We start from the raw sequence: 26,965 nt of genomic DNA on the forward strand, positions 1-26,965 counted from the left end.
ACGTGTTATCCGGGCGGCCAGGTCAGCGAGCGCCCGCCCAGCACGTGGGCGTGCACGTGGAAGACCGTCTGCCCGGCGCCGGGGCCGGTGTTGAAGACGATGCGGTAGCCCTCCTCGGCCACACCCTCATGGACGGCCACGTCATGGGCGGTCTTCAGCACGTCGTCGGCCAGGCCGTCGTCGGCCTTGGCCAGCGCGGCGGCGTCGGCGTGGTGCTGCTTGGGGACGACCAGCACGTGGGTAGGCGCCTGGGGATTGATGTCGCGGAAGGCGAGTGTCCTGCCGGTTTCGTGAACGATCTCGGCGGGAATCTCCTTGGCGACGATTTTGCAGAAGAGGCATTCGCTCACCCGGCCACCCTATCGAGGACGCGGCGGCGGCTCGTTCCGTTGCTAATCGGTAATCAGCTGTGTCGTGCGCGGGAAGATCCGCGCGGTTAGGGTGAGTGTGCGACACTTCAGCGAAAAAGGACGATTCAGGGTCGGGCGAGCGCCACCTGGCGAGGACACGACTGGGTAATGCACCCTAACGAACCGGGGAAACCTCAAGAACCGGAAGAGCGTAAACCCTCTGGGAAGGCCACGCGTCCCACTGATGTGACCACCGAAACCCTCCTGGCCGACAGGTCGATGGGGGCGGTGCCGGTCGGGTGGGATGCCGACATGGCCGTGACTGCGCTCTACAGCGCGCACTTCCGGTCGCTCGTGCGTCTCGCTGTGTTGCTGGTGCGCGATATAGCAACCGCCGAGGAAGTCGTGCAGGATGCGTTCGTCGCCATCCATGGTGCCTGGCGTCGGCTGCGTGACCCCGACAAAGCACTCGCCTACCTGCGTCAATCCGTCGTCAACCGATCCAGATCCGTGCTGCGTCACCGCGCGGTCGTCGAGAAGTACGCCCCCAAGGGGCTGCCCGACGCGCCCAGCGCCGAGAACGGCGCCATAGGTGAGTTGGAACGCTCCGCGGTCATCGAGGCGTTACGAGCCCTGCCGACCCGTCAGCGAGAAGCACTCGTTCTACGCTACTACGGTGATCTGTCCGAAGCTGAGATAGCTCATGCCATGGGCATCAGCAAGGGGGCGGTCAAGAGCCACACCGCACGTGGCATGGCCGCCTTGCGATCGGTCCTGGAGAAGATGTCATGACCCAGCCCCCCGACGAGCACGGCGAACTGCTTCGCCGTGCGCTCCGCGCGGAGGCGGACGCGGTCGTGCCCTCCCCTGACGGACTGGAGATCATCCGTGCCCGCATCCAGCGGCGCAGCGCGCGCAACCTGTTCTGGTGGCGGGCCGGCGCGGCCGCCGTGAGTTCCGTCCTGGTGGCGGCGACCCTCGTGCTGGCCGTGCCGCAGTTGCGCTCGCAGATCGTCAACCAGCAGCCCGTCGTGGACGTCAACGACGAGACGTCCAAGGTGCCGTCCAACTCCTCCACCACGCGGTCGCAGCCGCCACCGCCGTCGCCCGAGCCGCCCCGTCAGTCGAATCTCATGCCGGTGCCGGTCGAGACGTCGCGGACCCCGACGGCGCGCCCGTCGCGCCGGGCCGAGTCGACCAGCAAGCCCGACTCTCCCACGCCGACCCCGACGACCACCGTGTGCCCGTCGGTCATGGCCGAGCAGGCCGAGCCGCCGGCGGGCTGCCCGGAGATCACTCCCACCCCGACGCCGACCGTGCTCGACCCGAGCGTGCCGGCCTCGACGTCGGTGTGTCCCGTCGAACAGTGCCCGCCGCACGACATCGCCACCGAGACGCCCACGCCGTCGGTGAGCCCGCTAGTCAGCACGCCGCAGTCGACCGCCACGCCCTGAGGACTCACCACCGCCCGGTACGGCTGAGCAGCACCGACGCCGCCGCCACACCGGCCGTGGACGTCCGCAGGACCGTCGGCCCCAGCAGCACAGGAACCGCCTTCGCCGCGCGGAAAGCGGCGATCTCCTGCTCCGACACCCCGCCCTCGGGCCCCACGACGATCACGATGTCGCCGCCCGCGGGCAGCGCGACCTTCGACAGCGGCTCTGCCGCCTCCTCGTGCAGCACCAGACCCAGCGCGGCGTCCGCGAGCAGCCGTTCGACCTGTGCGGTTGAGGCGGGCTCGGCGACCTCGGGAAGGTGGAACCTGCGCGCCTGCTTGCCCGCCTCGCGCGCCGTGGAGCGCCAGCGGCCCAGCGCCTTGGCGACCTTGTCGCCCTTCCACTGCGTGATGCTGCGCGAGGCGGCCCACGGCACGATCACGTCGACGCCGGCCTCGGTCATCATCTCGACGGCCAGCTCGCCCCGGTCGCCCTTGGGCAGCCCCTGGACGACCACCAGCCGGGGGCGCGGCGGCTCGACGTCGTAGCGGCGGAGCACCTCAAGGCGGAGGGAGTCCTTCAGCGCCTCGCGCACGACGCACTCGGCGACCGCTCCTGCGCCGTCGGTCAGGTCGATCCGCTCACCGGCCCGCAGGCGGCGTACGGCGGCCGCGTGGCGGCCCTCCGGGCCGGCGAGCGTCAGCTCGGGCCCGTCGAGCTCCTGCGACAGGAACACCGGGACGGACACGTCACCTGCCGTTGAAGGCGTCGCGCAGCCGGGAGAAGAAGCCCTGCTGGCCGGGCGCGAACTTGCCCGGCGGCCGCTCCTCGCCGCGCAGCTTGGACAGCTCGCGCAGCAGTTCCTCCTGTGCCGCGTCGAGGTGGTGGGGCGTCTCCACGTTGACGTGGATGTGCAGCTCGCCCCTGCCCGACTCGTTGAGCCGTTGCACGCCGCGTCCGTACATGGTGATGACGTGGCCGGACTGCGTGCCGGGCCGCACGTCGATATCCTCGGGGCCGTCGAGGGTCTCGACGGTGAGCACGGTGCCGAGGGCCGCGGCCGTCATCGGGATCTGGACGGTGCAGTGGAGGTCGTCACCGCGCCGTTCGTAGATCTCGTGGGGCCGCTCGACGATCTCGAGGAACAGGTCTCCGGGCGGGCCGCCGCCGGGGCCGACCTCGCCCTCGCCGGCGAGCTGGATGTGGGTGCCGTCCTCGACGCCGGCAGGGATGCGGACCTTGATCGTACGGCGGGTGCGCACGCGGCCGTCGCCGGAGCACTCCTGGCACGGGTGGCGGATGATCGTGCCGAAGCCGCCGCACTGCGGGCACGGGCGCGAGGTCATGACCTGGCCCAGGAACGACCGGGTGACCTGGGATATCTCGCCGCGGCCGCTGCACATGTCGCAGGTGTCGGGGTGGGTGCCCGGCGCGGCGCCCGCGCCGTGGCACACCTCGCACAGCACGGCCGTGTCGACCACGAGCTCGCGGGTGGTGCCGAACGCCGTCTCGCGCAGGTCGAGCTCGACCCGGATGGTGGCGTTGCGGCCCCGGCGGGCGCGCGAACGCGGCCCGCGGGCGCCCGCAGCCGTGCCGAAGAAGGCGTCCATGATGTCGCTGAACGGGAAGCCCGCTCCGAAGCCCCCGGCGCCGGCGCCCGCTCCCCCGCCGCCGAACGGGTCGCCACCCAGGTCGTACATCTGGCGCTTGTTCGGATCGGACAGCACCTCGTAGGCCTGCGTGATCTCCTTGAACCGCTCCTGGGTCTCGGGATCGGGGTTCACGTCAGGGTGCAGCTCGCGGGCGAGACGGCGGTACGCCTTCTTGATCTCGTCCTGACTTGCGTCACGGCGCACCCCGAGGGTGGCGTAGTAATCGCTGTTTGCCACTTATCGACCTCTTAAGATGCAGCCAAAATCTGGCTGACGTAGCGTGCGACCGCGCGTACGGCGCCCATGGTCACGGGATAGTCCATCCTGGTCGGCCCCAGCACCCCGAGCCGGGCCAGCTGGTTGTCGCCTGAACCGTATCCGGTCGCGACGATGGACGTACCCCGCAGGTAGGGGTTTTCCGAGCCGATGCGCACGGTGAGTGCGGACGGTGTGTCGGTCTCGCCGAGCAGCCTCATCAGCACCACCTGCTCCTCGAGCGCCTCAAGGACGTCGCGCAGGCCGGTGGTGAAGTCGGCGCCCGCGAGATTGGCCGCGCCGGCGAACACGATCTTCTCGTCGTGCCGCTCGACCAGCGTCTCCAGGAGCACCGACAGGATCGTGAACGCCGACGGCCGGTCTTCGGCGGGGAGGCGTTCCGGAAGGTCGGCGACCAGTTCAGGGACGCTGCTCAGCCCGCAGCCGTCGAGGCTGGCGTTGAGGACGGCCCGCAGGTGGGCGATGCGGGTGTCATCGACCTCCTCGGGCAGCTCGATCACGCGCTGCTCGACGCGGCCGGTGTTGGTGATCAGGACGAGCATCACCCGGCGCTCGTTGAGCGGGACGAGCTCGACGTGCCGGACGGTCGAACGGGTCAGTGTGGGGTATTGGACGACCGCCACCTGCCGGGTCAGCTGCGCGAGCAGCCGGACCGTACGGGTGACCACGTCGTCGAGATCGACCGCACCGGCGAGGAACGTCTCGATGGCTCTGCGCTCGGCCGCCGACAGCGGCTTGATCTGCGAGAGCCGGTCGACGAACAGCCGGTAGCCCTTGTCGGTCGGCACGCGTCCGGCACTGGTGTGGGGCTGGGTGATGTAGCCCTCCTCCTCCAGCGCGGCCATGTCGTTCCTGACCGTCGCGGGGGAGACCTTCAAATTGTGGCGCTCGGCGAGCGCCTTCGAGCCCACTGGCTCGTTGGTGGACACGTAGTCTTCGACAATGGCGCGGAGCACCGCCAGTTTGCGCTCGTCAAGCACGTGCTCACCTCCTGCCTCTTGCCTGTTGCCGGAAACGCGGTGGCTAGCACTCTGTGTTCCCGAGTGCCAAGTGTACGGCCCTTGCCCACAAGGTGCGATAACACGGCGTCCCCAACTGCTGCTGGCTTCCGCGCGGCGACAGGCAGCACACTTGCGCTCATGACCGACGCATCCCGGCCCCCGTACGGCCTCCCGCCCGGGCGGCCTTCACCGCAGGACGCTCGGAGGGGCCCAGAGCGATCGTCGGCCTGGCACCCGCCGCACGAGCAGTCATCGGCGTACGTCCCGTCACCTCAGTACGGACAATATGGCCAACAGCCCCCTTTTGTGCCACGAATCGACAGCGAAGCGATAAAGCCGGGTCTCTGGTCGATCGCGGCCGTCTGGGCGGTGTTCCTCGCGTGCGCGGCCGCCGGCTGGGTCCTGTTCCTACGCGCTGACACGGCCGAGATCGCGCCCATGCGGACGTTCGCGTCCGGCGAGCGCGTCACCGTGCCGGTCGACCCCGCCGACCGGCCCGCCGTCTACATCTCCAGCGACACACCCGTCCCGTACGACTGCTCCGTCAGCGGCGGCCCAGGCCAGGCCAGGCTCGCCGCGACCACGGGCACGCCGCCGTTCACCGCCGACGGCGTCACGTGGGAGCGGTTCCTCGTGATCAACGCCCCGGCCCGCGGCGACTACCAGCTCACCTGCACCGCACCTGAGCCGGCCTCCGTGCGGTACGGCGTCGGCCCCGAACTGCTCTCCGCCGGGCGGGTCAGCGGAATTCTGAGCCCTCCGGTGCTCCTGCCCGCCGCCGGGCTGCTCGTCGCGGTCGCCGGCACGGTCGTCGTCCTGGCGCGACGGAACATCGTCCGTAAGCGCCTTGCGATCAGCGGGTGATTTGCTACGGTCCCCGTGTGTACGAGGGTGATGTACTCGCGGGGAACTGGCGGCGGCCGGGCAAGGGCAAGATCCCTGAAGTGCCCGCCGAGCGCGACCTCGTCGTGGAGGACGCCGACAGCGGCTTCTGCGGCGCGGTGGTGGCGTGCGACAAGGAAGCCGTCACCCTTGAGGACCGCTTCGGCAGGCGCCGCCTGTTCCCGCTCGCTCCCGCCGCCTTCCTGCTGGAGGGCCGGCCGGTGACCCTCGTGCGTCCGGTGGCCGCCGCGACGGGCCCCCGGCGCAGCGCGTCGGGTTCGATCGCCGTGGAGGGCCTGCGCGCCCGGGTGGCGCGGCAGAGCCGGATCTACGTGGAGGGCGTGCACGACGCGGCCCTCGTGGAGAAGATCTGGGGCCACGACCTGCGGGTCGAAGGGGTCGTCGTCGAGTACCTGGAAGGCGTCGACGACCTGCCGGCCATCGTGGCGGAGTTCGGCCCCGAGCCGGGGCGGCGGCTGGGCGTGCTGGTCGACCATCTGGTGCAGGGCTCCAAGGAGAGCCGGATCGCCGCCGAGATCACCTCGCCCGACGTGCTCGTCGTGGGACACCCCTACATCGACATCTGGCAGGCCGTCAAACCGTCCGTGCTGCGCATCCCGGCCTGGCCCGAGGTGCCGCGCGGGGTGCCCTGGAAGGAGGGCGTGATCGCCGCCCTCGGCTGGGGGATCGAGCCCGCGCAGGCGTGGCGCAAGATCCTCGGGGCGGTCTCGACATACGCGGACCTGGAGCCGGAACTGCTCGGCCGGGTCGAGGAGCTCATCGACTTCGTTACGGAGGCACCATGACTCAGGATCCGGGGACGCCCGACGACGACGCCACCCGGCGCGTCACCCCGGCGGACTTACCGCCGCCCGCGGCCCCTCCTCCGCCTGGCGCCCAGCCCGGCGGGTACGGCCCCGCCCAGGGGCAGGGCCCGGGTTACGGGCATGGCGGCCATGGACCGTCCGGCGGGCACAGGCCACAGGGGTACGGCCCCGGCCCCGCATCCGGTTACGGCCCCGGCCCCGCTTCCAGCCCTGGCCCCGCTCCCGGCTACGGTCCCGGTTCCGGTTATGGTCCTCCCCCTGGCTACGGTCCTCCCCCTGGCTACGGCCCTCCGCCGGGCTATGGCGCCCCGCCTGGCCACGGTCCTCAGCCCGTCTATCGCGCTCCGGGCGAACCGCACGTGCCGGGCCGTTACGGTCCGCGTCCCGGCACCGACGACACCACCATGGCGATGCTCTGCCACCTGCTCGGCCTGGTGCTGTCGTGGGTCGGCCCGCTGATCATCTACCTGACGAAGAAGGACGAGTCGCCCTACGTCAGGGACCAGGCCGCCGAGGCGCTCAACTTCCAGATCACCATGTTCATCGGCTACATCGTGTCGGGCTTCCTGGTCATCGCCTTCATCGGCCTCCTGCTGCTGCCGGCCGTGTGGATCGTGTCGTTGATCTTCCACATCATGGCGGCGATGGCGGCCAACAGGGGTGAGCGGTACCGCTACCCGATCTCCATCCGCATGGTCACCTAGACCAGCAGGTCCCTGATGAGGGCATCGGCCAGCAGCCGGCCCTGCAGCGTCAGCACCATGCGCCCCGCCTTGAACGGCCCGGGCTCCAGCAGGCCGCGCGCCAGGGCGCTCGCCACGACCGTGCGGGCGTCCGGCGCGACCTCGGCCAGCGGGTAGCCGGACTCCAGCCGCAGCTCCAGCATCAGCCGTTCGGCCGCGCGGTCGTCGGGGCCGAGCACCTCGCGGGCGTGGGCGGGCGAGGCGCCGTCGGCCAGGCGGCGGGCGTAGGCGGCGGGGTGCTTGACGTTCCACCAGCGGGTGCCGCCGACGTGGCTGTGCGCGCCGGGGCCGGCCGCCCACCAGTCGCCGCCCGTCCAGTAGAGCAGGTTGTGCCGGCAGCGGGCGGCCTCGGACGTCGCCCAGTTGGACACCTCGTACCAGCCGAATCCGGCCTCTGCGAGCAGTTGGTCGGCGATGAGGTAGCGGTCGGCGGCCACGTCGTCGTCGGGCATCGGCAGCTCGCCGCGCTTGATCCTGGCCGCCAGCCTGGTGCCGTCCTCGACGATGAGCGAGTACGCCGACACGTGGTCGGGCTCGGCCTCGATCGCCGCGGTCAGCGAGGCCCGCCAGTCGTCGTCGGTCTCGCCGGGCGTCGAGTAGATGAGGTCGAGGTTGACGTGCTCGAACCCGGCCTGCCTGGCCTCGCGAACGGCCGCGGCGGGCCGGCCGGGCGTGTGGCGGCGGTCGAGGACCTCCAGCACGTGCTCGCGGGCGCTCTGCATGCCGAAGCTGATGCGGTTGAACCCGCCGTGGCGCAGCTTGTCGAGGTAGGCCGGGTCGACGGACTCGGGGTTGGCCTCCGTGGTGACCTCGGCCCCCGGCTTGAGCCCGAACTCCGCGTCGATGGCGGCGAGGATGCGCGCGAGGTCCTCGGGCGGCAGGAGGGTAGGCGTGCCCCCGCCGAAGAACACCGTCTCCACCGGCAGGTCGGCCGTGCCGAGGACGCGGCGGGCGAGGCGGATCTCCTCGACGACCGTGTCGGCGTAGTCGCGCTGCGAGGCTCCCGGACCGAGTTCGGCGGCGGTGTAGGTGTTGAAGTCGCAGTAGCCGCAGCGGGTCACGCAGAACGGCACGTGGACGTAGAAGCCGAACGGGCGTTCGCCGAGGCCGGCCAGGGAGCTGTCGGGCAGCTCGCCCGTGGCGGGCGCGGGATCGCCGTCAGGCAGGGTGGAAGGCACGCTTCCAGTGTGCCCGTGTCCGGGGGGTGGTCGGATCATCAGGGTCGTTGACGGTGACCGGCGGGGCATCTACGATCCGTTCAACTTATAGGAAAGTTTCCTATAAGTACATCGTCACTCGGGAGCCCCGCGTGAAGAAGAAGATCCTGTTAGCCCTGTCTCTCCTGCTCGGCCTCACGGCGGTGTCGGTGCCCGCCGAGGCGACGACCGACTTCAAACGGGTCGCGTACTTCATCCAATGGGGTGTCTACGGCCGCGACTACCACGTCAGGGACGTGGACGTCAGCGGCGCCGCGCGGAAGCTCACTCACCTGAACTACGCGTTCGGGTTCGTGGCCGGTGACGGCACCTGCTACTCGTCCGACCCGTGGGCCGACTGGCAGCGTCCGGTCCCGGCCGAGCAGAGCGTGGACGGCGTCGCCGACGCGCCGGGCCAGGCACTCAACGGCAATCTCAACCAGCTCCGCAAGCTCAAGGCCAAGCACCCGAAGCTCAAGGTGATGATCTCGCTCGGCGGCTGGACGGGGTCGGCGCAGTTCTCCGACGCCGTGCTCACCGCCGAGTCGCGGTCGAAGCTCGCCTCCTCGTGCATCGACATGTGGCTGCGCGGCAACCTGCCGGGTCTCGAGCCGGGGGCGGGCGCCGGTGTGTTCGACGGCATCGACCTCGACTGGGAGTGGCCCGGCTCCTCGGGCGCTGAGGGGAACGTCATCCGTCCCGAGGACAGGCGGAACTTCACGCTCTTCGTGGAGGAGCTGCGCGCCCAGCTCAAGCGGTTCTCCAAGAAGGCCGAGCTGACGGCCTTCCTGCCCGCCGCGGCGGCGAAGATCGACTCCGGGTACGAGGTGCGTCAGGTGTTCAAGCAGCTCGACTTCGCCACCGTCCAGGGGTACGACCTGCACGGCACGTGGGAGCCGCAGACCGGGCACAACGGCAACCTGTTCACCGACCGGCGCGACCCCAACCCGGTGAGGTACAGCGTCGACCAGACCGTCCGCGACTACCTGTCGCGCGGCGCGCCCGCGCGCAAGATCGTGGTCGGCGTGCCCGCGTACGGCCAGGGGTGGACCGGCGTCACCGGCAGCCGCGACGGCCTCTGGCAGCCCGCCACCGGACCCGCGCCCGGCAAGTGGGCCCCGGGCACCGAGGACTACAAGGACCTGGTCGCCAAGCCGGGCAAGCGCCACCGCGACCTGCTCACCGGCGCCATGTGGCTCTACGACGGCAACGAGTTCTGGTCGTACGACGATCCGGCGGTCATGCTGCAGAAGGCCGCGTACATCCGCCTGAAGGGCCTCGGCGGCTTCATGATGTGGTCCATCGACCAGGACGACTCCCGCGCCACCCTGACCTCATCCCTGTACTCCATCCTCCACTGACCACCGCCCCTGCCTGACAAGCCGCGAACGCCGCACCCCGCCGACAGACGGGGTGCGGCCCGCGCTCCTCCCAGCGCCCGCGCTGAGGCACCATGCCGGACATCCACATCCCGAAACGCAGCCACGCGCCCCCGGACTGGCCTACAGACACGAATCCCGCACCGCGACGCCACACCCCGAAACACCCACGCCACACGACCCGGTCAGGCGAGGGTCCGCGCGTTGCCCCGTGCGGTGGCAAGGCGTAGCGGCGCAGAGGTGTCGCATGCGGTGGCGAGGTCGTAGCGGCGCAGGGTGTCGCATGCGGTGGCCCCGGCGGTTGTCACGCTGAGGGTGGGCTCGGGGGCCGGTCGGCAGGCGTCTTCGATGCTGCTTCGGCGGCTCCACCCCTGGGTGGAGATTTGCTGTCTCAACCCGCGGGCCGATCCGGTGCGGGCTTCGCGTCCCTAGCGTCGGTCGCATGCAAACGACGGAAACCGCCCTTCTCATCCTCCTCCTCGTCGCTTTCGTCATCTACCGCCAGTTCCGGACGCGGCCCGCGAACAAGCCTCTGGTGCTCATCATCGGTGGTGTCCTGTTCGTGGGCGGTATCGCCTCTGGTGGCGTTGTCGACCCTCTGAACCCCACGCTCAGCGTCGCCCTGTTCGGCGTGGAAGCCCTGGTCGCTGTGGCGCTCGGTGCATGGCGGGCGGCGACGGTGCGCATGTGGCTGGACGCCTCGGGCATGGCCTGGGCCAAGGGCACGAGCTGGACCCTGGTGGCGTGGCTGGCCTCGGCCGCGGTCCGCGTCGGCCTGTACCTCGCCGGGCAGGCGCTCGGGCTGGCCCCCTCGACCGGCGGCGTCCTGGTGTTCGTCGGTCTCACCATCGGCGTCCAGGGGTACCTCGTCGCCAGCCGCGGGCGCACCCTTGCCAGGGCGAACGGCCGATCGGATACCGTTACGTCGTGATGCGCGCACGGGCCAGGATCGTCCCCTTCGCGCTCCGGATCGGGGTCGTCGCGCTGCTGATCATCGTCCAGGTGCGGGCGGCGCTCGCACCTGGCCTGACCGGCCCCCGCCTGGCCATCATCGTCGTCACGGGAGCACTCGCCGTCACCCTCCTCGCCATCGCGGTCCGGGTGCCACTGCGCAAGCTCCGCGAACCACTCCTCAGGGCCACGACCCACGACCCCGACGACTCCGTCGGGACCGTCGAAAGCCCGCAGCCCGCCGAGCCGCCGCACCACCTGCACCAGCCGCCGGCCCCGACGGCAGAGCCCACGCAGCCAGCGTCCGACCGCGCGGCCCGGCAGGTGCAGCCGACACCCGACCGCGCGGCGCAGTCGGTCTTCGGTGTGCCGCTTACGCTGGTCGCGCTCGGCCTGGCAGTGATCCTTTCCATCGTCCTCATCTGGCTCAGCCAGGACGACACGGCCATCGGGGCCCTGCTCCTCTGCGTGGCCCTCGCGGCCGCCCGCTTCCCGTTGCGTCAGTCGGTGCCCGTCGGGATCGTGGCAGCCGGCGGCCTGCTCGTGGTCGGCGTCGTCGCCGGCTCGCCCACCCGGTACCTCGCCGCGATGCTCGGCATCTGCCTGGGCTTCCTGATCTCCTACGCGGCCAGGCAGCGCAGCGCCGCCCGGGCAGCCGAGGCGCGGGAGGCGGTGCTCGCCGAGCGGGCCAGGATCGCCCGGGAGCTCCACGACATCCTCGCCCACTCGCTGTCGGCCCAGCTCGTCCACCTGGAGGGCGCCAAGCTGCTGCTGCGCGCGGAGCGAACCGCCGAGGCGCTCGACCGGGTCACCCGCGCTCGCGACCTCGCGAAGTCGGGGCTCGACGAGGCCCGGCGGGCGGTGTCGGCGCTGCGCGAGAGCCCGCCTCCGCTCCCGGAGTCGCTGCGGGCGCTGGCCGAGGAGTTCGAGAGTGCCACGCAGCAGGACTGCGAGCTGCGCGTCGACGCACCGGAACGGCGGCTCGCGCCGGAGGCCGAGCTCGCGCTCGTCCGCACCGCCCAGGAAGCGCTCACGAACGTACGCCGCCACGCCCCCGGCAACCCGGTCACGGTCGAGCTGTCGTGCGACCGGTCGTGGTGCGACCTGCGCGTCACCAACCCGGCCCCCGCCGCGACCACCGACGGCACCTCCCACGGCTACGGCTTGATGGGCATGCGCGAGCGCGCCGAGCTCGTCGGCGGCACCCTGACGGCCGGTGAGCAGGACGGCTCGTTCGTCGTACACCTGCGAGTGCCGGCATGAGGACGGCGCCGCACTTCCGCGAAGGCGAGCCCCGGCTCGCCGCCCGCCCCGCCGAGCACCAGGAGAGGTCGTCGTGAGCAGAGTCGTCGTCATCGATGACCAGGCCGTGGTGCGGGAAGGGCTGGTGCTGCTGCTCGGGCTGCTGCCGGGGATCGAGGTGGTGGGGTCGGCGGGCGACGGCGAGGCGGCGCTGCGCCTGGTCGAGTCGGAACGCCCCGACGTGGTGCTCATGGACCTGCGCATGCCCCACATGGACGGCGTGGAGGCCACCGGACGCATCCGCTCGGCGTATCCGGACGTGCAGGTCGTGGTGCTCACCACGTACTCGGACGACGAGTCGGTCTTCGCCGCGCTACGGGCGGGCGCGCGCGGTTTCCTCACCAAGGACGCGGACGCCGACGACATCGCCCGAGCGATCGCCACCGTCGTGCGCGGGGACGCCCAGCTCGACCCGTCCGTGCAGCGCCGCCTCCTGGAGACCATGGCACCCACACGCGCGAGGGCCGTGCCGGTCGCGCGCGGCACCGACCTGCCCGACGGGCTGACCGCGCGCGAGGGCGAGGTGCTGGCCCTCATCGCGGACGGGCTGTCGAACGCTGAGATCGCCGGCCACCTGCACGTCACGGAGGCCACCGTCAAGACCCACATCAACAACCTCTTCGCCAAGGCCCGGCTGCGGGACCGCGCCCAGGCCGTCATGTACGCCTACCGTCATAACCTGGCCCGCCCGAGTTGAGCTGCGACTCGTCGTCGAACCCCGCGAGCTGTAACAACGTCTCCAGGGCCGCCTGCCGCGTCTCCTCCACGGAGCCGCCGCGTTCGCCGAAACAGTCGGCGGCCACGTCGAGCAGCGCCGTCATCACCGCGGCGTCGGGGTAGGGCACGTCGACCAGCACCGTGCCGTCGGCGCCGGCCTCGCCGTCGCCCAGGTGGAAGCGGAGCAGCCGCCGCGCCTCCTCCGCCACGGCCACCCCGAGGACCGCGGCACGCTCGAAGCGCTCAGAAGCAATCACGTCATCCTCCAGTCGCACAGGCGTTCGGAAAAGAAAAGGTAGACGGCGGCACCGACAGAATCGGGGAAACGGCGGGTCCTGGCGCTCGCGAGCGCCCCTGAACCGTTGGCTACGCTCGAACGGTGTACGACGCGATCATCGACATCCGCCGGCTCACCGTCGATCTCGGAGGCAACCCCGTTCTCCGCGGCATGGACCTGCGGGTCTCCCCCGGCGAGATCGTGGCCGTGGTCGGCCAGAACGGGTCGGGCAAGTCGACCCTGCTCCGCTGCGTGGCCGGCCTGCATCCCGGCACGTCCGGGGAGATCCGGGTCTTCGGTGAGCCTCGCTCCGACGACGCCCGTTTCTGGGGGCGGGTGGGGCTGCTGCTCGACGAGCCGGCCTGGTATCCGGCGCTCACCGTACGCGAGCACCTCGAACTGATGGCCGCCGTGCACTCCTCGACCCGGATGACGGTGGACGCGGCACTGGAGGAGTTCGCCTTGGTCGAACGCGCCGACGCCGTTCCGCTCAACCTGTCCACCGGCCAGCGCCAGCGCCTGTCGCTGGCCGCCGCGCTGCTGAGGCCGAGCGCGCTCCTGCTGCTCGACGAGCCGGAACGCGGGCTCGACGCCGCTTTCCGCGCCCGCCTGGCCGACCTGCTCGACGCGTACGCCAAGGAGGGCGGCACCGTCGTCATGGCCACCCACGACCCCGGCCTCACCGCCCGGAACCGCCAGGTCTCCCCCACCGGGGTGGCCGCATGACCCAGGTTCGGGACGTACGCGCCTATTTGCGCTCGCGCACGCACGGACCCGCGAGCGCGATCGACCGTTACGTCACCGTGTTCGGCCTCGCCATGCTCGCCGCCGTGGCCGGACGGCCGATCTCCGGCGTGCTCGCGGCACTGGACGCTCCGGTCGATCCCGTACGCATGGGCGCGGGGCTGGCGCTGCTGGCGGTGGCGTTCACCGGTTTCCTCGCGGCCGCCCGCGCGGCGGGTCCCGTGCTGATGTCCCCGGCCGACGCGGCCTGGCTGTTGCTCTCCCCGCTCGACCGGCGGAAGCTGCTGGGCCGCAGCGCACTCGTGATCGGCCTGGTCGCGCTCGTGGCGGGCCTGCTGCTGGGGGTGGGGCTGCTCGGGGTGCTGGGCGCGCCGGACCAGCTCGTGTGGCGGGTGCTCGCCGCTCTCGTCCTCGGCGTGTCGGCGACCGTGGGCGGGGCGGCGCTGGCCGTGCTCGGACAGTCGTCCCCCGCGTGGCAGATCTGGCTGAGCGGGGCGATGGCCGCGCTGCTGGTGCTCGCCGTCGTGGCCGTGAGCGGCCGGCTCCGTACGGTGCCGGCCGTGGCCGCGCACGCTCCCCTGGCCGCCGTGACCGCGGCCGTCGCGGGGGCCGTGGCCGTTTCCTGGCTGCTGGCCCGGCGGGCGTGGGCCTCGCTCGACCGCATACCGGCGCGCGACCTCGTGGCGTCCTCCGCGCGGGCCGGGTACGCGGCCGACGCGACGGTGGGGCTCGATCTGAGCACGTTCACCTGGATCGCCGAGGACAACCACTGGCGCTCCCGCACCCTCGTCTCGCGGCGGCGGCCCGGCGTGGCGGCTCCGCTCGCGCCGGCGTGGGCCGACTGGCTGCGCGTGATCCGCCGGCCCGGACGGCTGGCCGTCGTCGCCGCGACGGCCCCGCTGCCCGCGGTGCTGGTCCAGGCGGGTGGTTCGCCGACGGCGTCCGCCGTCGCCGTGCTGGGGGGCGCGCTGGCCGTCGCGGCCACCGCGGTGTCGGGGGCTCGTCGCGACGCCGGGAACCCGGCCCTGGCCCGGCTGCTCGGTCTGGGGCTGCGTCCGGCTCTCGCCGCCCGCGCGGTGCTCCCCGCCGTGCTGGGCGGCGTGTGGGCCACCGCCGCCCTGCTGATGCTCCCTGTGGACGGGACGTGGTGGCTGTTCGGGCCCCTGGCGGCTCCCGCGCTGGCCGCCGGCGCGCTGCGGATGGCCCGCCGGAGGCCGGTCGACCACTCCCTGCCGGTGCTGGAGACGGGTGGGGGCGCGATCCCCGTCGGGCCGCTGCTGTGGGCCGGCACCGGCGTCGACCTGGCGCTCTTGGGCTGCCTGCCCGCCTTCGCGGCGCTCACGACACCGGACGCCGCGCCGGGCTCGTACCTGCTGGCGCAGGCGGTGACGGGGGTGGCGGTGCTCCTGGGGTATCTCTGGCGGGCCAGGACATCGCGCTCTTGACCTTCTCGTTACGTCAACTCCTACGGTCGTGAACGAGCCGGAAAACACCGGCTCGGCGATGGGAAGGGCGTGTCATGGCATGGTCGATCGCGCAGGTGGCGCGGATGTCGGGGGTGACGTCCCGGACGCTGCGCCACTACGACGAGATCGGCCTGCTGCCACCCGCCCGGGTCGGCCCGAACGGCTACCGCTACTACGAGGAGGACCAGTTGCTGCGCCTGCAGCAGGTCCTCGTCCTGCGTGAACTGGGTCTCGGCCTGGCCGAGATCAAGCAGATCGTCGAGCGGCACAGCGACCCCGTCGTGGCGCTGCGTGAGCACCATCGGCGCCTGCTGGCCGAGCGTGACCGGCTGGACGACGTGGCCCGCATGGTGGCGCGCACCATCGCCGAACTCCAGCGGAACGAGGGGAAGACGACCATGTCGAGGATCAACAGACCGGAGAACCTGTTCGAGGGCTTCGACCACGCGCGATACGAGGCCGAGGCCGCCGATCGGTGGCCGGAGCACTGGCAGCAGAGCGGACAGCAGGAGCTCCTGGCCCGGCGCACGCCCCAGGAGTTGGAGCAGATGGGGCGTGAGGCGACGGCGGGGATGGTGCGGATGGCCGAGCACATGGCGGCCGGCACGCCCGCCGACGCCCCGCAGGTCCTCGCGGAGCTCGACGTCCACTACCGGCACCTGACCGAGTCGTGGACGCCGACCGCGGACCAGTACGTGCACTTTGCCGCGATGCAGGCGGAGGAGGAGCAGTTCCGGGTGAACTACGAGCGCATCGCCGAAGGGCTGGCCGTGTACATGCGGGACGCCATGATCGCGTACGCGAACGCCCGGCTGAGCTAGCCGGCGACGTACAGGTCGCTCGGCACCCCGCCGTACGGGATGGTCCTGACCTTGCGCATGCCCGCCCGCTCGGCCACCCGGTGGGACGGCGCGTTGACGTCGCGGATCACCGCGACGACGGGCCCGAGGCCCTTGCCGACCCGCAGAGCCGCGCCGGCGAGTTCCACGGCGTACCCATGGCCCCACGCCGAGGGACGGAACCGGTAGTAGAGGTTGAGCACCTCGTCGCCGTCGACGAGGGCGCGGCGCAGCCCGCCGAAGCCGATCACCTGGTCGTGCTCCTTCAGGCGCACCGCCCAGTAGCCGATGCCGCGCTCGTCCCAGTCGGCCAGCCACAGGTCGAGCATGGCCCGGCTCGACTCCAGGTCGGTCACTGGGCCGCCGGGGTGGTACACGCTGGTCCGCGGGTCGGAGTGGATCTCGTGAACGGCATCAAGGTCGTCCCAAGTAACCCGAGATAGGACCATTCGTGCCGTATGCACCACTTCCATGGTTTCAGGGTAATCCGGCGGCGCAAACCTGGAAATGCGGCAGGAAAACCTCCCTGGAGGCCGCGATGCGCGGCCTCCAGGCAGGCGGGCTACTTCTTGGTCTTGTCGGCGCTGGATTCGGTGGACAGCGCGGCGACGAAGGCCTCCTGCGGCACCTCGACCCGGCCGACCATCTTCATCCGCTTCTTGCCTTCCTTCTGCTTCTCCAGCAGCTTGCGCTTACGGGAGATGTCACCGCCGTAGCACTTCGCGAGGACGTCCTTGCGGATGGCGCGGATGTTCTCGCGGGCGATGACCCGGGCGCCGATGGCCGCCTGGATCGGCACCTCGAACTGCTGCCGCGGGATCAGCTCGCGCAGCTTCTTGGCCATGTCGACACCGTAGGCGTACGCCTTGTCCTTGTGGACGATGGCGCTGAAGGCGTCGACCGGCTCGCCCTGCAGCAGGATGTCGACCTTGACGAGCTCGGCCTCCTGCTCGCCCGCCGGCTCGTAGTCGAGCGAGGCGTAGCCGCGGGTGCGCGACTTGAGCTGGTCGAAGAAGTCAAAGATGATCTCGCCGAGCGGCAGCGTGTAGCGGATCTCGACGCGGTCCTCCGACAGGTAGTCCATGCCGAGCAACTGACCGCGCCGGCCCTGGCAGATCTCCATGATCGCCCCGATGAACTCGGACGGCGCCAGGATCGTGGACTTGGTGACCGGCTCGAACACCTGCGCGACCTTGCCGCCCGCGGGGAACTCGGACGGGTTGGTGACCGTGAGCTCCTTACCGTCCTCCATGACCACGCGGTAGACCACGTTCGGCGCCGTGGAGATCAGCGACAGGCCGAACTCGCGCTCGAGGCGCTCGCGCACGATCTCCATGTGCAGCAGCCCGAGGAAGCCCACGCGGAACCCGAAGCCGAGCGCGGCCGAGGTCTCCGGCTCGTAGACCAGCGCGGCGTCGTTGAGCTGCAGCTTGTCGAGCGCCTCACGCAGTTCGGGGTACTCGTCGCCGTCGATCGGGTAGAGGCCGGAGAACACCATCGGCTTGGGGTGCTCGTAGCCGGCCAGCATGTCGGTGGCCGACTTGGCCGCCGAGGTGACGGTGTCACCGACCCGCGACTGCCGCACGTCCTTCACGCCGGTGATCAGGTAGCCCACCTCGCCCACGCCGAGGCCGAGGTCGGCGGGCTTGGGCTCGGGCGAGATGACGCCGATCTCCAGCGTCTCGTGGGTGGCGTTGGTGGACATCATGAGGATGCGCTCACGCTTGCCGAGATGCCCGTCGACCACCCGGACGTACGTCACCACGCCGCGGTAGGTGTCGTACACGGAGTCGAAGATCAGCGCCCGGGCGGCCGCGTCGGCGTTGCCGATGGGCGCCGGCACCGAGTTGACCACGTGGTCGAGCAGCTCGCGCACGCCCTCGCCGGTCTTGCCCGACACCTTGAGCACGTCGGACGGATCGCAGCCGATCAGACCCGCGAGCTCCTCGGCGAACTTCTCCGGCTGCGCCGCCGGCAGGTCGATCTTGTTGAGGACCGGGATGATGTGCAGGTCGGCGTTCATGGCCAGATAGAGGTTGGCCAGCGTCTGCGCCTCGATGCCCTGAGCGGCGTCGACCAGCAGGATCGCGCCCTCGCACGCCTGCAGCGAACGGGACACCTCATAGGTGAAGTCGACGTGCCCCGGCGTGTCGATCATGTTGAGGACGTGGCCGTCCCACGGCAGGCGCACGGCCTGCGACTTGATCGTGATGCCGCGTTCGCGCTCGATGTCCATCCTGTCGAGGTACTGAGCCCTCATGGAGCGGTCGTCGACCACTCCGGTGATCTGGAGCATCCGGTCGGCAAGGGTCGACTTGCCATGGTCGATGTGCGCGATGATGCAGAAGTTGCGGATCAACGCGGGGTCGGTCTGGCCAGGCTGAGTGCGCACCGAAGTCCGTTTCGACAGGGTTGAGGTCAAACAGTCTTTCATGGTGACATGCCCGGGTGACTGCCCGAACCGTCATCCTTCGCGGCCTGCGTGTGCTCGCGCTCGCCTTGGCCGTCGTGGTCGCGCTGAGCGGCCTCCTCGCCGCAGCACTCCGCCTCCAGTTTACCGGTGCACCGGCGGCGTGGGCGATGAGCACCGGAAACGACGCCCTGTGGCTGGGGCACATGTGGGTCGACGGCCGCCGCACGGAGCGCGACGTCGAGAAGCTCGCCGTACGACTGCGCGAAACGGGGGTTCGGGACGTGTACGTCCACTCGGGCCCTTTCGAGTGGGACGGCCGATTAGACCCCGCTAAATACCCCAACGCTCGAAATTTCATCCGATGGATGGACAAGTACCTTCCTGATGTCCGGGTCTCCGCCTGGCTCGGCCAGGCCGTCAAGAACGGCCTCGACCTGGACGATCCCGCCGCCCGCACGAACGTGCTGGCCGGGGTCGCCGACATCATGGCGCAGGGCTACGACGGCATCCACTACAACTTCGAACCCATCGGCGACGGCGACGAGGGGTTCATCGACCTGCTCGACCGTACGCGACAGCACACCGACCTGCTGTCCACCTCCGTCCCGCAGATCGAGCCGTACGCCGGCATGCGCCTCACCGCGCGGGCCGTCCTCGGCCACGACAAGTACTGGTCCCAGGGCTACTTCAGCCAGGTCGTCGCCCGCGTCGACCAGGTCGCCGTCATGACGTACGACTCCTTCCTGCCGACGCAGTCCCTCTACGGCGGCCACGTCGTCCGCCAGACCGCTCTTGGTCTGGACCTCGTACCGAAGGACAAGACGCTGCTCATCGGCGCGCCCGCCTATCACGATCATGGCGTGGCCTGGGCCGACGCGGCCGAGAGCGTGGCGGCCGCGGCGGAGGGCGCCCGCCTGGGCCTCACCGAGCACGGCCGCCGCGAGCGCTTCGGACTCGCCCTGTACGTCGACTTCGCCGCCACCGAGGAGGACTGGCACGAATACATGTCTCAGTGGGTGACCACGCGACCGTAGGAGCCGTACACTGTGCAGAGCATCCATTCGCCCAGGGCCGTTGATTTGAGCAGCCGTCTGGGTTATTGGTAACCTGTTCAACTGCGTGTGGCGCGCCCTCTCTCGAGCCCGCGCGCCCCATCCATCACCAGACTTTCACCGAGGCTTCTTCGTGGCGAACATCAAGTCCCAGATCAAGCGCAACAGGCAGAACGAGAAGGCTCGTCTGCGTAACAAGGCGGTCAAGTCCTCTCTGAAGACTGCCGTCCGCAAGTTCCGCGAGGCCGCCGAGCAGGGCGACGTCGAGCAGGCCGCAGCGCTGCAGCGGGTTGCCGCCCGCCAGCTCGACAAGGCCGTCAGCAAGGGCGTCATCCACAAGAACCAGGCCGCCAACCGCAAGTCGTCGATCGCCAAGCAGGCTGCGGCCCTGGCCGCCAAGTAGCCCAGGCACCATCGACCCGGCCGGCAGACGCAAGCCGTCCGCCACCCAGGGCGATTCCACAAACGCCGCACTCTTCTCGTGAGTGCGGCGTTTTGTATGTGTCTGCATCTTGTATGTGTCTGCATCGCAGAGGCGGCCGCCTTGGTGGCGACGCGCCCGGGCCCGGCCCGTTCGATGCCCGGTGTGGCGCACTCCGGCCTATGCGCTGCCCATGCCTGTGGCGCGCTCGGCATCACCCCCGCCTGGCTGGACGGCACGGGGGTGGGCGGCTCGTCGTTCCCGTTCCACGTCCGGCCCGCGGCCGCGGCCGCGGCTGACCTGGCTCAGGCTGCCGACATGGACCAAGCCATCAAGCCGTAGCGGCCAGGCGCGGAACGCACCCGCCGACGCGGGTATGCGTCAAGGACCGTACGACCCACCATGATCGCCTGAACCCCAGAACGCAGCCGTCACAGGCGGGACACGACCGACTACAGACAGAAGTGTCAGCGCCCGCTACGGCCACCACCATGACCTGAACCCACACGCTCGAAGAAGCAGGCGTCAGAGGCCGCACATGCCGCAACGACCGACACCACCCACCAGATGATCTACGGCATATGCCGTAAGACGGAGGGGTCAGGGCGGGACATGCCGACGACGGGCTCTTGCGTCGATGACCCGTACGGCTGCTCCCCAAGGGGTGCGAGCCCATGCTCCAGACTCATGAGCCGGAGGCGGGATGCAACCGGCGTCGGGCTTATGGGTCAGCGGCCGGTGCGGCTGGCCACGATGACCTGGATCGCGTGCTCCAGGGCGTAGGCCGGATCGGCTCCCCCGCCTTTGACCTGCTCGTCCGCGCCGGCGACGGCCTGGATCGCCCGCGAGAGGCCTTCAGGGCCCCAGCCGTTCAGTTGGCGCTTGACGCGGTCTGCCTTCCACGGCGGCATGCCGACATGACTCGCCAGCTGGGGACCGCGGAGATTGCGTGGCGCGCCGGACACCTTCGCCAGCGACCGCAACCCCGTGGCTAGGGCGCTCACCAGCAGAACGGGGGCCACTCCGGTGCCGAGCGCCCACCGCAGCTGCTCCAAGGCCTCGGCCAGCCGGCCTTCGACGGCCGAGTCTGCGACGTTGAAGCCGGTGACCTCGGCGCGTCCCTTGTGGTAGCGGGCCACCGCCGCCGCGCTGATCGTCTTGTCTTCGGTGTCGAACGCCAACTGGTTGCAGGCCGCCGCCAACTCGCGCAGGTCGTTGCCCACGGCTTCGAGCAACGCCTGGGCCGCGTCTGCGGAGATCTTGCGTCCGGCCCGCCGGAACTCCGCCTTGACGAACTCCAGCCGCTCCCCCGCCTTGGTGACCTTGCTGATCGTGATCACCTTGGCCCCGGCCTTCTTCACACCGTCGACCAGCGCCTTCCCTTTCACCCCGCCCGGGTGCGCGAGAACGAGAACGGTGTCGTCAGAGGGCTGCTTCGCATACGCCACGATCTCGGTGATGACGTCCTTCGCCAGATCCTGCGCCGAGCGAACCACCACCACGGACCGGTCGCCGAAGAGCGACGGCGAGGTCAGTTGAGCGAGCTCGCCGGCCGTCACCTTGTTGCCCAACAGGTCATGCACGTCGGCTGCGGGATCGGCGGCCCGAGCGGTCGCGACGACCTCGCTCACGGCCCGCTCGGCCAGCAACTCCTCATCGCCGACGACCAAGGTCACAGGTGCTGGATCGGTTCCCGCCATGCCACGCAGCATGCCACGCCCCACCGACAACCGAGAACTCGGACTCGACGCTGCCTTCTCCCCCGGGCATCGACCCTCTGGTGACCGATGCCATCCGCTACGGCCGTGTCGATCTCCTTTGCATTGACGAACTGGGCTACATGGAACTTGACCGGCGCGGCGCTGAGCTGCTGTTTCAGGTTCTGACCGAGCGCGAGGAGAAAAACAGCGTCGCCATCGCCTCCAACGACAGCTTCGGCGGTCGGACCAAGACCCTCACCGACCCCCGCCTCTGCACGGCCATCGTCGACCGGCTCACCTTCGGCGGCAACATCATCGAGACCGGCACCGACTCCTATCGGCTGGCCCAGACCCGCGCCCGCGCTGAGCAACACGTCGCGGGCTGACGACCAGCACGGGGCATTCCCGGCCAGGCCGTGTCCGGGGCGATCATACGAGTCGTCGACAAGCCCTAGTATGAGGTGGCTTCAGGATCCACGAGGAGGTTGATCATGTCGTTCCCACCGCCCGGCATGGTTCTCGGCGACGCCTCGGCGCGCACTTCCTCGCGGGAGGCCGCCACAGGCTGATCTGCCGCGACGAAGTGCTCTTCATGACCATCATTGGTTCAATCATGAGGAGCCTGAGTGCTCGAGATCTGCTGGACCGAAGACGGCGAAGCCCGGTCCGCCCGCTGGCGTTCCGAGAACGGCTCGTCGCCACCCGCCCGCGTGGTGATCGCCGGTGACCGCTTCGCCGCCGACGACGCCTACCGCCTGGCCTGTGAGGGCACCGCGCTGTTGTGGCGCGGCGACTTCTATAACGCCCGCCAGCTCCTGCGCGCCATGACACGGCGCGCCGAACGCCGTCCGCGCGGCCCCGTCCCGTCGCCGGCGCAGGCCTTCCATCTGCACCGCCAGGCACGCTCCCAGCGCGCCCGCACGCTGGGCAGGCTGCTGGTGCCACTCGATCACGACTACACCGTTCCCCTACGGCGCGCCCCGGACATACGACAGGCCTGCACGGAGGTCTACGGTCCCGCAGCGGGCCCGTCGGTGACCTCACTACGCGAGCTGCTGGGCATCGCCGGGGCGCACGAATGGCGCAACAGGGGCGTCGACGTGCCCGCACTGGGCGGTCGCATCCATCCGCACTACGGCGTCTTCTCGCCGATCCGCGGTGAGTACGTGGACCTGGTGGCCCGGGCGCCGCTCGTCTCGCGCTCCAGGGCGTTCGACATCGGCACCGGAACCGGCGTGCTCGCCGCGGTCCTCGCTCACAGGGGCGTCGAGCGCCTCGTGGCCACCGATCACAACCCGCGCGCCCTGGCCTGCGCCCGCGAGAACCTGCAACGGCTGGGACTGGCCGACCGGGTCGACGTCATACACGCCGACCTCTTCCCGGCCGGCCGCGCGCCACTCATCGTCTGCAACCCGCCGTGGATCCCGGCCAAGCCCGCCTCACCCCTCGACCACGCGGTCTACGACCCCGGCGGCCGCATGCTGAGCGGCTTCCTCAACGGCCTCGCCGAGCACTTGGAGCCGGACGGAGAGGGCTGGCTGATTCTGTCGGACCTGGCCGAACATCTCGCGCTGCGGACCCGGGCCGAGCTTCTGTCCGCCTTCGCAACCGCAGGCCTGCGGGTCATTGACCGGCTGCAGGTGCGACCGAGACACCCGCGTGCCTTCGATGAGACTGACCCTCTCCACGCGGCCCGCGCCGCCGAGGTCACGTCCCTATGGCGGCTCGGCCAGGCCTGAGTCGCCGAATCTGTCACCGCAAAACGGGTCAAGGAGGAGCATCTGCAGGTGAAGGCTGGCAGCCGAACCACCTTGGCCCGTTATGAAGGACGACCATCATCACGACGTCGAGGGAGGCATCTGCGCCATCGAGTGCTGTTGAAACTCAGCAACATTTTTGGCTCACAGACCCGCTATCGCTGTCCGAACTCACTGATAAGTGCTGTCACCTGCCATCAACAGAGCCAAGTACGCGCCTCCGTTCCGGCACTGAATCCAACACCCCGACGCCGGCGCCTGCGTTCCATCACTGGGGCTGGCCTTCCGGCGCTGGGGCTGGCGTTCCGGCGCTGGGGCTGGCCTTCCGGCGCTGGGGCTGGCCTTCCGGCGCCGGCGTTCTGGCGCTGGGATGGAGGCGCGGCGCCAGGTACGACACACACCGGCGCTGAAGCCGACGTCCCGGCGCTGGATCGGACACGTCAGCGCCGGGTCCCGCGTTCAGAGGCCAGGTCCGACACACCGGCGCCAGGTCCCGCATACCGAGGCCAGGTCCGGCACACCGGCGCTGGGTCTCGCGTACCCGGGGCCGCGTGCGAGAGTAGGTCAGCGGCCGCGTACGACCACCGCCATGCCGTCTTGGCGTTCCACCACGGCCACGTCGCCCGACTGGTCGGTGCGGTAGACGGCAAGCCCCAGCCCTCTCAACACGCCGAGCGTCGACGGTGCTGGGTGGCCGTATTCGTTGTCGGCGCCCACGCTGATCAACGCCGCCCGTGCGCCGAAGGAGCGGAGAAACTCCGGAGACTGGCGATGTGATCCATGGTGGGGAACCTTGAGGATGTCCGCGCGTGTCGGATACCGGTTCAGGAGCTCGTCCTGGGCTTCCGTCTCCAGGTCGCCGCCCAGCAGGGCGGAACCGGAGCGCCAGCGTACGTGGATGACCACGCTCGCGTTGTTGGTCTCGCTGCCCTCCCCGTAGCCGTGCGATGCGCCGCTGTCGCGGTCGGGGGCCAGCACGGTGAGCTCCGACGGTCCGAAGCGCCAGCGCGCCCCCGGGGTGACCGTCCATTCCGGTATCCGGTGCTGCGCCAGCAGGGCGGACGTACGTATCCCGCTTCCCTCCTCGGGCCGGTGCGGGCTGACGACCACCGCCCCGACGCGCCGGCCCCTGAGGACACCCGGCAGGCCGTCCACATGATCGGCGTGAGGATGCGTGAGGATGACCAGCGGGACCTCCACTATCCCGACCCGGCGCAGGCACTTGTCCATGACCGCCGGATCAGGCCCTGTGTCGACGACAACGGCCCGGCCAGGACCTGCCGCGACGATCAGTCCGTCGCCCTGCCCCACGTCGCACATCACCATCAACCAGCCCTTGGGCGGCCACGGAACGACGATGGGCCGGATCACCAGAACCACCACCAGCGCTGCCACGACCAGGGTCGCCACGACCGCGCGCCAGGCGCGGCGGCGCAGGATCGGAATGGCGACGACTGCGGCGAGCAGCAGTAGAGCGAGGCCCGGCAATCCGGCCGGCCATGGCACGGTGGCGAAGGGAAGGTTCGCGGCCCATCGTGCGACCGTGATGATCCAGCCGACCGCGTAACCGGCGGGGATGACCAGCAGCCTGGCGCCGTCCACCCACAGAGGGGATATGAGGGCGGCGGCGAAGCCGAGCAAGGTGGCTGGAGCGACCGCCGGGGCCACGAGCAGGTTGGCGATCACGGCGACGGGGGTCAACTCGCCCGCCATCAGCACCAGGACGGGCGTCACGGCCACCTGGGCGGCCGCAGGAACGGCGACCGCCTCCGCGGCCCAACGCGGCAACGGGGGAAGCCTGCCAAGGACCGAGCTTCGTGAACATGCCTGCGACGTCTGCCGTTCCTGCCGACCGCCCACGGCGGGCTGGTCGCCCCTTCCGTCAGGAGCCTGACCGTCATGCTCGGGCGCTGGGTGATCGTCACGGTCGCCGAGCAACCTGGCGTCGCGCTCCTTGCCACCGGTCAGTCCGTCATGGCCGGCGGACGGACGATCGTGACGCTCGATACCGCCGCGAGGAAGGTGGTGATCAGCATGCGGAAACGGATTCGTGCGCTCGTAGCTGCCACTGACGGCTGGGCAGTCGGCATTGAGTGCTTGCTGATCGCGGTGTCCAGGGTTGCCGAACGGCGCTGGCTGGATGGCTTCGGTGCGCCGATCACGTGTGGTGGATGACCACTGAGGGACCGGTGTCCGCACACCAAAGGTGGTCGGCCCTCGCGCTGGAACGGGCGTTCGCGCGCCAGAGTCGATCGGTGCTCCCGCGGGAACCGGCGTCCATATGCCAGAGGTGGTCGGCGCTCCCCCCGGCGCGGGCGTCCACGAACCGGTGATCGGCGCTTCCACTGGGGCCGGTCCCCTTTCGCCGGACGTGATTGGCGCCCCTCCTGGAACGGGCGTGCGCTCGTCAGGGGTCGGGTCTTCTGCGCGGGACATCTTGTCGCGCCAGCGAGGGGCGAGGAGCAGGATGCCGGCGGTTGCCGTCACCGAGAGGGCGAAGCCGTACGAGCGAGCGAGTTCCGGGACGAACAAGATGAGGAGCAGGACGGTTGCGGAGAGGGCTGCTACGCCGTCCTTGGTGCGGCCCGTGCCCATCGCGAGGGCGGCGACCAGGCCCATGAGGAGGGCGCGGAGGACGCTTGGCGAGGGGCGGGCCACAACGGCGAACAAGACCATCGCCACCGCCGCGAAGCCGGCTCGCACAGGTAGGGGCAGGCCGATCACGCGGGAGAGGGCCAGGGTCGCGCCCGCGACTATTGCCAGGTTCGCGCCGCTGACGGCGTTCAGATGGCTCAGGCCGGCTTCGCGCATGTCGGACGTGACCTGCTGGTCCATGCGTGAGACGTCTCCCACGACCAGGCCGGGGAGCAGCCCACGCTGTTCGGGTGGCAGGACATCGGCAGCCGACCTCAGCCCCGCCCTTACGGTGCCGGCTGCCGTCTGCAGAACGGAGGGAGGCGTCAGGACCTTCGGCGGCCCTCGGACCAGGAGAATCGCCGCTACCGTACCGCCGGTGGTCGGACGGGCGAGGCGGCCGGTGACTTCCAGGTGCTGGCTGGGGAGGAAACCGCCCCAGACGCGTCCGGTGGCGAAGACAGTGACGGGGACATTGACCGCCTGGCGGCTCGTAGCAGTTTGGACGATCTTCAATGCGGCGGGGGTGACGTAGCTTTCCTGGTTGAAGTGGCCGCCGCCGTTCGGGCGTCGTTTGGGGTCGTCCGTCAGGGTGATCTGTGCGGTGACATAGGCGTTCTCACCCGCCATCTCGGGCACCGGGCCACTCGTGATCATGTGGACGCGAAGAGCAACCGACACGGAAGCGGCTGCCGTGCAGATCAGGGTCGCTATGGCGATGTTGCGCCAGTGGGACGTGATGTCGTACCAGCCGATGCGGGTGACGCGAGGGCGTATGAGCCAGGCGGTCGCGGCGGCCCCGAGGGCCGCGGTGATGGCGGCGATCGCCCCTGTGCCTGCGGGGCACCCGAGCAGCACCATGGCGGCGGCCCAGGCGGCCAACGCCGGCACGGCGAGTGGCCAAACGCGTTCCCTGGTGGTGGAGGCTGGGGTGGGCGAGCCGGCCACCG

At 70.4% G+C, this 26,965-nt stretch carries 25 protein-coding genes and 1 pseudogene; 16 read left to right on the forward strand and 10 right to left on the reverse strand.

The window, feature by feature from the left end:
- Window positions 1-5 precede the first annotated feature (5 nt).
- Window positions 6-350 carry a histidine triad nucleotide-binding protein gene (locus BLR04_RS02490; RefSeq protein WP_090759061.1) on the reverse strand — a complete coding sequence of 115 codons (345 nt, stop codon included), beginning with the start codon at window positions 348-350 and terminating at the stop codon, window positions 6-8.
- 279 nt (window positions 351-629) lie between these two features.
- Here BLR04_RS02490 and BLR04_RS02495 point away from each other — a divergent pair, with 279 nt between their 5' ends.
- Window positions 630-1,142 (forward strand): SigE family RNA polymerase sigma factor, encoded by a 513-nt coding sequence (locus BLR04_RS02495; protein ID WP_080047132.1) that lies wholly within the window; start codon window positions 630-632, stop codon window positions 1,140-1,142.
- Window positions 1,139-1,804: a hypothetical protein gene (locus BLR04_RS02500; RefSeq protein WP_090759063.1), complete on the forward strand. Its 666-nt coding sequence runs from the start codon at window positions 1,139-1,141 to the stop codon at window positions 1,802-1,804. Before BLR04_RS02495 ends, BLR04_RS02500 begins: the two co-directional genes overlap by 4 nt.
- Window positions 1,805-1,808: 4 nt before the next feature.
- On the opposite strand, the gene BLR04_RS02505 is transcribed toward BLR04_RS02500, so the two are convergent.
- From BLR04_RS02505 to hrcA, 3 genes are read right to left on the reverse strand one after another with little or no spacing between them, the layout of a single operon-like run.
- Window positions 1,809-2,534, reverse strand: a complete 726-nt coding sequence (locus BLR04_RS02505) for a 16S rRNA (uracil(1498)-N(3))-methyltransferase (RefSeq protein ID WP_090759065.1) — start codon at window positions 2,532-2,534, stop codon at window positions 1,809-1,811.
- Between the two features lies 1 nt (window position 2,535).
- Window positions 2,536-3,675, reverse strand: coding sequence for a molecular chaperone DnaJ (gene dnaJ, locus BLR04_RS02510; RefSeq protein WP_090759067.1), 1,140 nt, complete (start codon window positions 3,673-3,675; stop codon window positions 2,536-2,538).
- Window positions 3,676-3,686: 11 nt separating this feature from the next.
- A complete protein-coding gene (gene hrcA / locus BLR04_RS02515; protein ID WP_090759069.1) occupies window positions 3,687-4,694 on the reverse strand; it encodes a heat-inducible transcriptional repressor HrcA in 1,008 nt (335 codons plus the stop codon).
- Window positions 4,695-5,021: 327 nt separating this feature from the next.
- Here hrcA and BLR04_RS02520 point away from each other — a divergent pair, with 327 nt between their 5' ends.
- The 3 genes from BLR04_RS02520 to BLR04_RS41580 all read left to right on the forward strand — a co-directional run bounded on the left by BLR04_RS02520 (window position 5,022) and on the right by BLR04_RS41580 (window position 7,128).
- On the forward strand, window positions 5,022-5,579 hold the full coding sequence (locus BLR04_RS02520) for a hypothetical protein (RefSeq protein WP_143021932.1): 558 nt from the start codon (window positions 5,022-5,024) through the stop codon (window positions 5,577-5,579).
- Window positions 5,580-5,596: 17 nt separating this feature from the next.
- A complete protein-coding gene (locus BLR04_RS02525; protein ID WP_090759073.1) occupies window positions 5,597-6,403 on the forward strand; it encodes a DUF3097 domain-containing protein in 807 nt (268 codons plus the stop codon).
- A 380-nt stretch (window positions 6,404-6,783) separates the two neighbouring features.
- On the forward strand, window positions 6,784-7,128 hold the full coding sequence (locus BLR04_RS41580) for a DUF4870 domain-containing protein (protein ID WP_245739972.1): 345 nt from the start codon (window positions 6,784-6,786) through the stop codon (window positions 7,126-7,128).
- On the opposite strand, the gene hemW is transcribed toward BLR04_RS41580, so the two are convergent.
- Window positions 7,125-8,345 carry a radical SAM family heme chaperone HemW gene (hemW, locus tag BLR04_RS02535; RefSeq protein WP_090759077.1) on the reverse strand — a complete coding sequence of 407 codons (1,221 nt, stop codon included), beginning with the start codon at window positions 8,343-8,345 and terminating at the stop codon, window positions 7,125-7,127. The two genes, BLR04_RS41580 and hemW, sit on opposite strands and share 4 nt — an antisense overlap.
- Before the next feature lie 131 nt (window positions 8,346-8,476).
- Here hemW and BLR04_RS02540 point away from each other — a divergent pair, with 131 nt between their 5' ends.
- The 4 genes from BLR04_RS02540 to BLR04_RS02550 all read left to right on the forward strand — a co-directional run bounded on the left by BLR04_RS02540 (window position 8,477) and on the right by BLR04_RS02550 (window position 12,692).
- Window positions 8,477-9,724 carry a glycoside hydrolase family 18 protein gene (locus BLR04_RS02540; protein ID WP_090759079.1) on the forward strand — a complete coding sequence of 416 codons (1,248 nt, stop codon included), beginning with the start codon at window positions 8,477-8,479 and terminating at the stop codon, window positions 9,722-9,724.
- A gap of 460 nt (window positions 9,725-10,184) precedes the next feature.
- Window positions 10,185-10,673, forward strand: coding sequence for a hypothetical protein (locus BLR04_RS39505; RefSeq protein WP_143021933.1), 489 nt, complete (start codon window positions 10,185-10,187; stop codon window positions 10,671-10,673).
- A complete protein-coding gene (locus BLR04_RS02545; protein ID WP_245740000.1) occupies window positions 10,673-11,956 on the forward strand; it encodes a sensor histidine kinase in 1,284 nt (427 codons plus the stop codon). The genes BLR04_RS39505 and BLR04_RS02545 overlap by 1 nt, the downstream gene beginning before the upstream one ends.
- 73 nt (window positions 11,957-12,029) lie before the next feature.
- Entirely contained in the window at window positions 12,030-12,692 is a 663-nt protein-coding gene (locus BLR04_RS02550) for a response regulator transcription factor (RefSeq protein WP_090759082.1), read from the forward strand.
- On the opposite strand, the gene BLR04_RS02555 is transcribed toward BLR04_RS02550, so the two are convergent.
- The gene (locus BLR04_RS02555) at window positions 12,652-12,969 is read right to left on the reverse strand and encodes a hypothetical protein (RefSeq protein WP_143021935.1); all 318 of its coding nucleotides are present in this window, start codon (window positions 12,967-12,969) and stop codon (window positions 12,652-12,654) included. The two genes, BLR04_RS02550 and BLR04_RS02555, sit on opposite strands and share 41 nt — an antisense overlap.
- A gap of 122 nt (window positions 12,970-13,091) precedes the next feature.
- On the opposite strand from BLR04_RS02555, the gene ccmA reads away from it, so the two are divergent.
- The 3 genes from ccmA (at window position 13,092) to BLR04_RS02570 (ending at window position 16,020) form a co-directional block, all read left to right on the forward strand.
- A complete protein-coding gene (ccmA, locus tag BLR04_RS02560; protein ID WP_090759087.1) occupies window positions 13,092-13,715 on the forward strand; it encodes a heme ABC exporter ATP-binding protein CcmA in 624 nt (207 codons plus the stop codon).
- Window positions 13,712-15,178 (forward strand): DUF6297 family protein, encoded by a 1,467-nt coding sequence (locus tag BLR04_RS02565; RefSeq protein ID WP_090759089.1) that lies wholly within the window; start codon window positions 13,712-13,714, stop codon window positions 15,176-15,178. The genes ccmA and BLR04_RS02565 overlap by 4 nt, the downstream gene beginning before the upstream one ends.
- 74 nt (window positions 15,179-15,252) lie before the next feature.
- Window positions 15,253-16,020, forward strand: a complete 768-nt coding sequence (locus tag BLR04_RS02570; RefSeq protein ID WP_090759091.1) for a MerR family transcriptional regulator — start codon at window positions 15,253-15,255, stop codon at window positions 16,018-16,020.
- On the opposite strand, the gene BLR04_RS02575 is transcribed toward BLR04_RS02570, so the two are convergent.
- The gene (locus BLR04_RS02575; protein ID WP_342672252.1) at window positions 16,017-16,511 is read right to left on the reverse strand and encodes a GNAT family N-acetyltransferase; all 495 of its coding nucleotides are present in this window, start codon (window positions 16,509-16,511) and stop codon (window positions 16,017-16,019) included. The genes BLR04_RS02570 and BLR04_RS02575 overlap by 4 nt on opposite strands.
- An 89-nt stretch (window positions 16,512-16,600) precedes the next feature.
- Window positions 16,601-18,430, reverse strand: coding sequence for a translation elongation factor 4 (lepA, locus tag BLR04_RS02580; RefSeq protein ID WP_143021936.1), 1,830 nt, complete (start codon window positions 18,428-18,430; stop codon window positions 16,601-16,603).
- A 56-nt stretch (window positions 18,431-18,486) separates the two neighbouring features.
- On the opposite strand from lepA, the gene BLR04_RS02585 reads away from it, so the two are divergent.
- Both BLR04_RS02585 and rpsT read left to right on the forward strand, forming a co-directional pair.
- A complete protein-coding gene (locus BLR04_RS02585; protein ID WP_090759097.1) occupies window positions 18,487-19,485 on the forward strand; it encodes a glycoside hydrolase family 18 protein in 999 nt (332 codons plus the stop codon).
- A 151-nt stretch (window positions 19,486-19,636) separates the two neighbouring features.
- Window positions 19,637-19,906, forward strand: coding sequence for a 30S ribosomal protein S20 (gene rpsT, locus BLR04_RS02590; RefSeq protein ID WP_090759099.1), 270 nt, complete (start codon window positions 19,637-19,639; stop codon window positions 19,904-19,906).
- Window positions 19,907-20,652: 746 nt separating this feature from the next.
- Here the strand turns inward: rpsT and holA are convergent.
- Complete coding sequence (gene holA / locus BLR04_RS02595) at window positions 20,653-21,624, reverse strand: DNA polymerase III subunit delta (RefSeq protein WP_090759536.1); 972 nt, start codon at window positions 21,622-21,624, stop codon at window positions 20,653-20,655.
- A gap of 95 nt (window positions 21,625-21,719) precedes the next feature.
- Here holA and BLR04_RS02600 point away from each other — a divergent pair.
- Window positions 21,720-22,010: pseudogene (locus tag BLR04_RS02600) on the forward strand (ATP-binding protein); the annotation flags it as partial.
- Window positions 22,011-22,250: 240 nt separating this feature from the next.
- The gene (locus tag BLR04_RS02605; protein WP_218128694.1) at window positions 22,251-23,363 is read left to right on the forward strand and encodes a N5-glutamine methyltransferase family protein; all 1,113 of its coding nucleotides are present in this window, start codon (window positions 22,251-22,253) and stop codon (window positions 23,361-23,363) included.
- 582 nt (window positions 23,364-23,945) lie between these two features.
- On the opposite strand, the gene BLR04_RS41195 is transcribed toward BLR04_RS02605, so the two are convergent.
- Window positions 23,946-26,906, reverse strand: coding sequence for a ComEC/Rec2 family competence protein (locus BLR04_RS41195; protein ID WP_218128695.1), 2,961 nt, complete (start codon window positions 26,904-26,906; stop codon window positions 23,946-23,948).
- Window positions 26,907-26,965: the final 59 nt, after the last annotated feature.

The organism is Nonomuraea maritima, assembly GCF_900100395.1.
In the GTDB taxonomy this organism is placed as follows: Bacteria; Actinomycetota; Actinomycetes; order Streptosporangiales; family Streptosporangiaceae; genus Nonomuraea; species Nonomuraea maritima.

Bases quoted from the DNA above. Each gene is read 5' to 3' on its own strand.
- BLR04_RS02565 (WP_090759089.1), top strand. From the start codon at position 13,712: ATGACCCAGGTTCGGGACGTACGCGCCTATTTGCGCTCGCGCACGCAC.
- holA (WP_090759536.1), bottom strand. From the start codon at position 21,624: ATGGCGGGAACCGATCCAGCACCTGTGACCTTGGTCGTCGGCGATGAG.
- BLR04_RS02545 (WP_245740000.1), top strand. From the start codon at position 10,673: ATGCGCGCACGGGCCAGGATCGTCCCCTTCGCGCTCCGGATCGGGGTC.
- BLR04_RS02495 (WP_080047132.1), top strand. From the start codon at position 630: ATGGGGGCGGTGCCGGTCGGGTGGGATGCCGACATGGCCGTGACTGCG.
- BLR04_RS02500 (WP_090759063.1), top strand. From the start codon at position 1,139: ATGACCCAGCCCCCCGACGAGCACGGCGAACTGCTTCGCCGTGCGCTC.
- BLR04_RS39505 (WP_143021933.1), top strand. From the start codon at position 10,185: ATGCAAACGACGGAAACCGCCCTTCTCATCCTCCTCCTCGTCGCTTTC.
- BLR04_RS02575 (WP_342672252.1), bottom strand. From the start codon at position 16,511: ATGGAAGTGGTGCATACGGCACGAATGGTCCTATCTCGGGTTACTTGG.
- BLR04_RS02570 (WP_090759091.1), top strand. From the start codon at position 15,253: ATGGCATGGTCGATCGCGCAGGTGGCGCGGATGTCGGGGGTGACGTCC.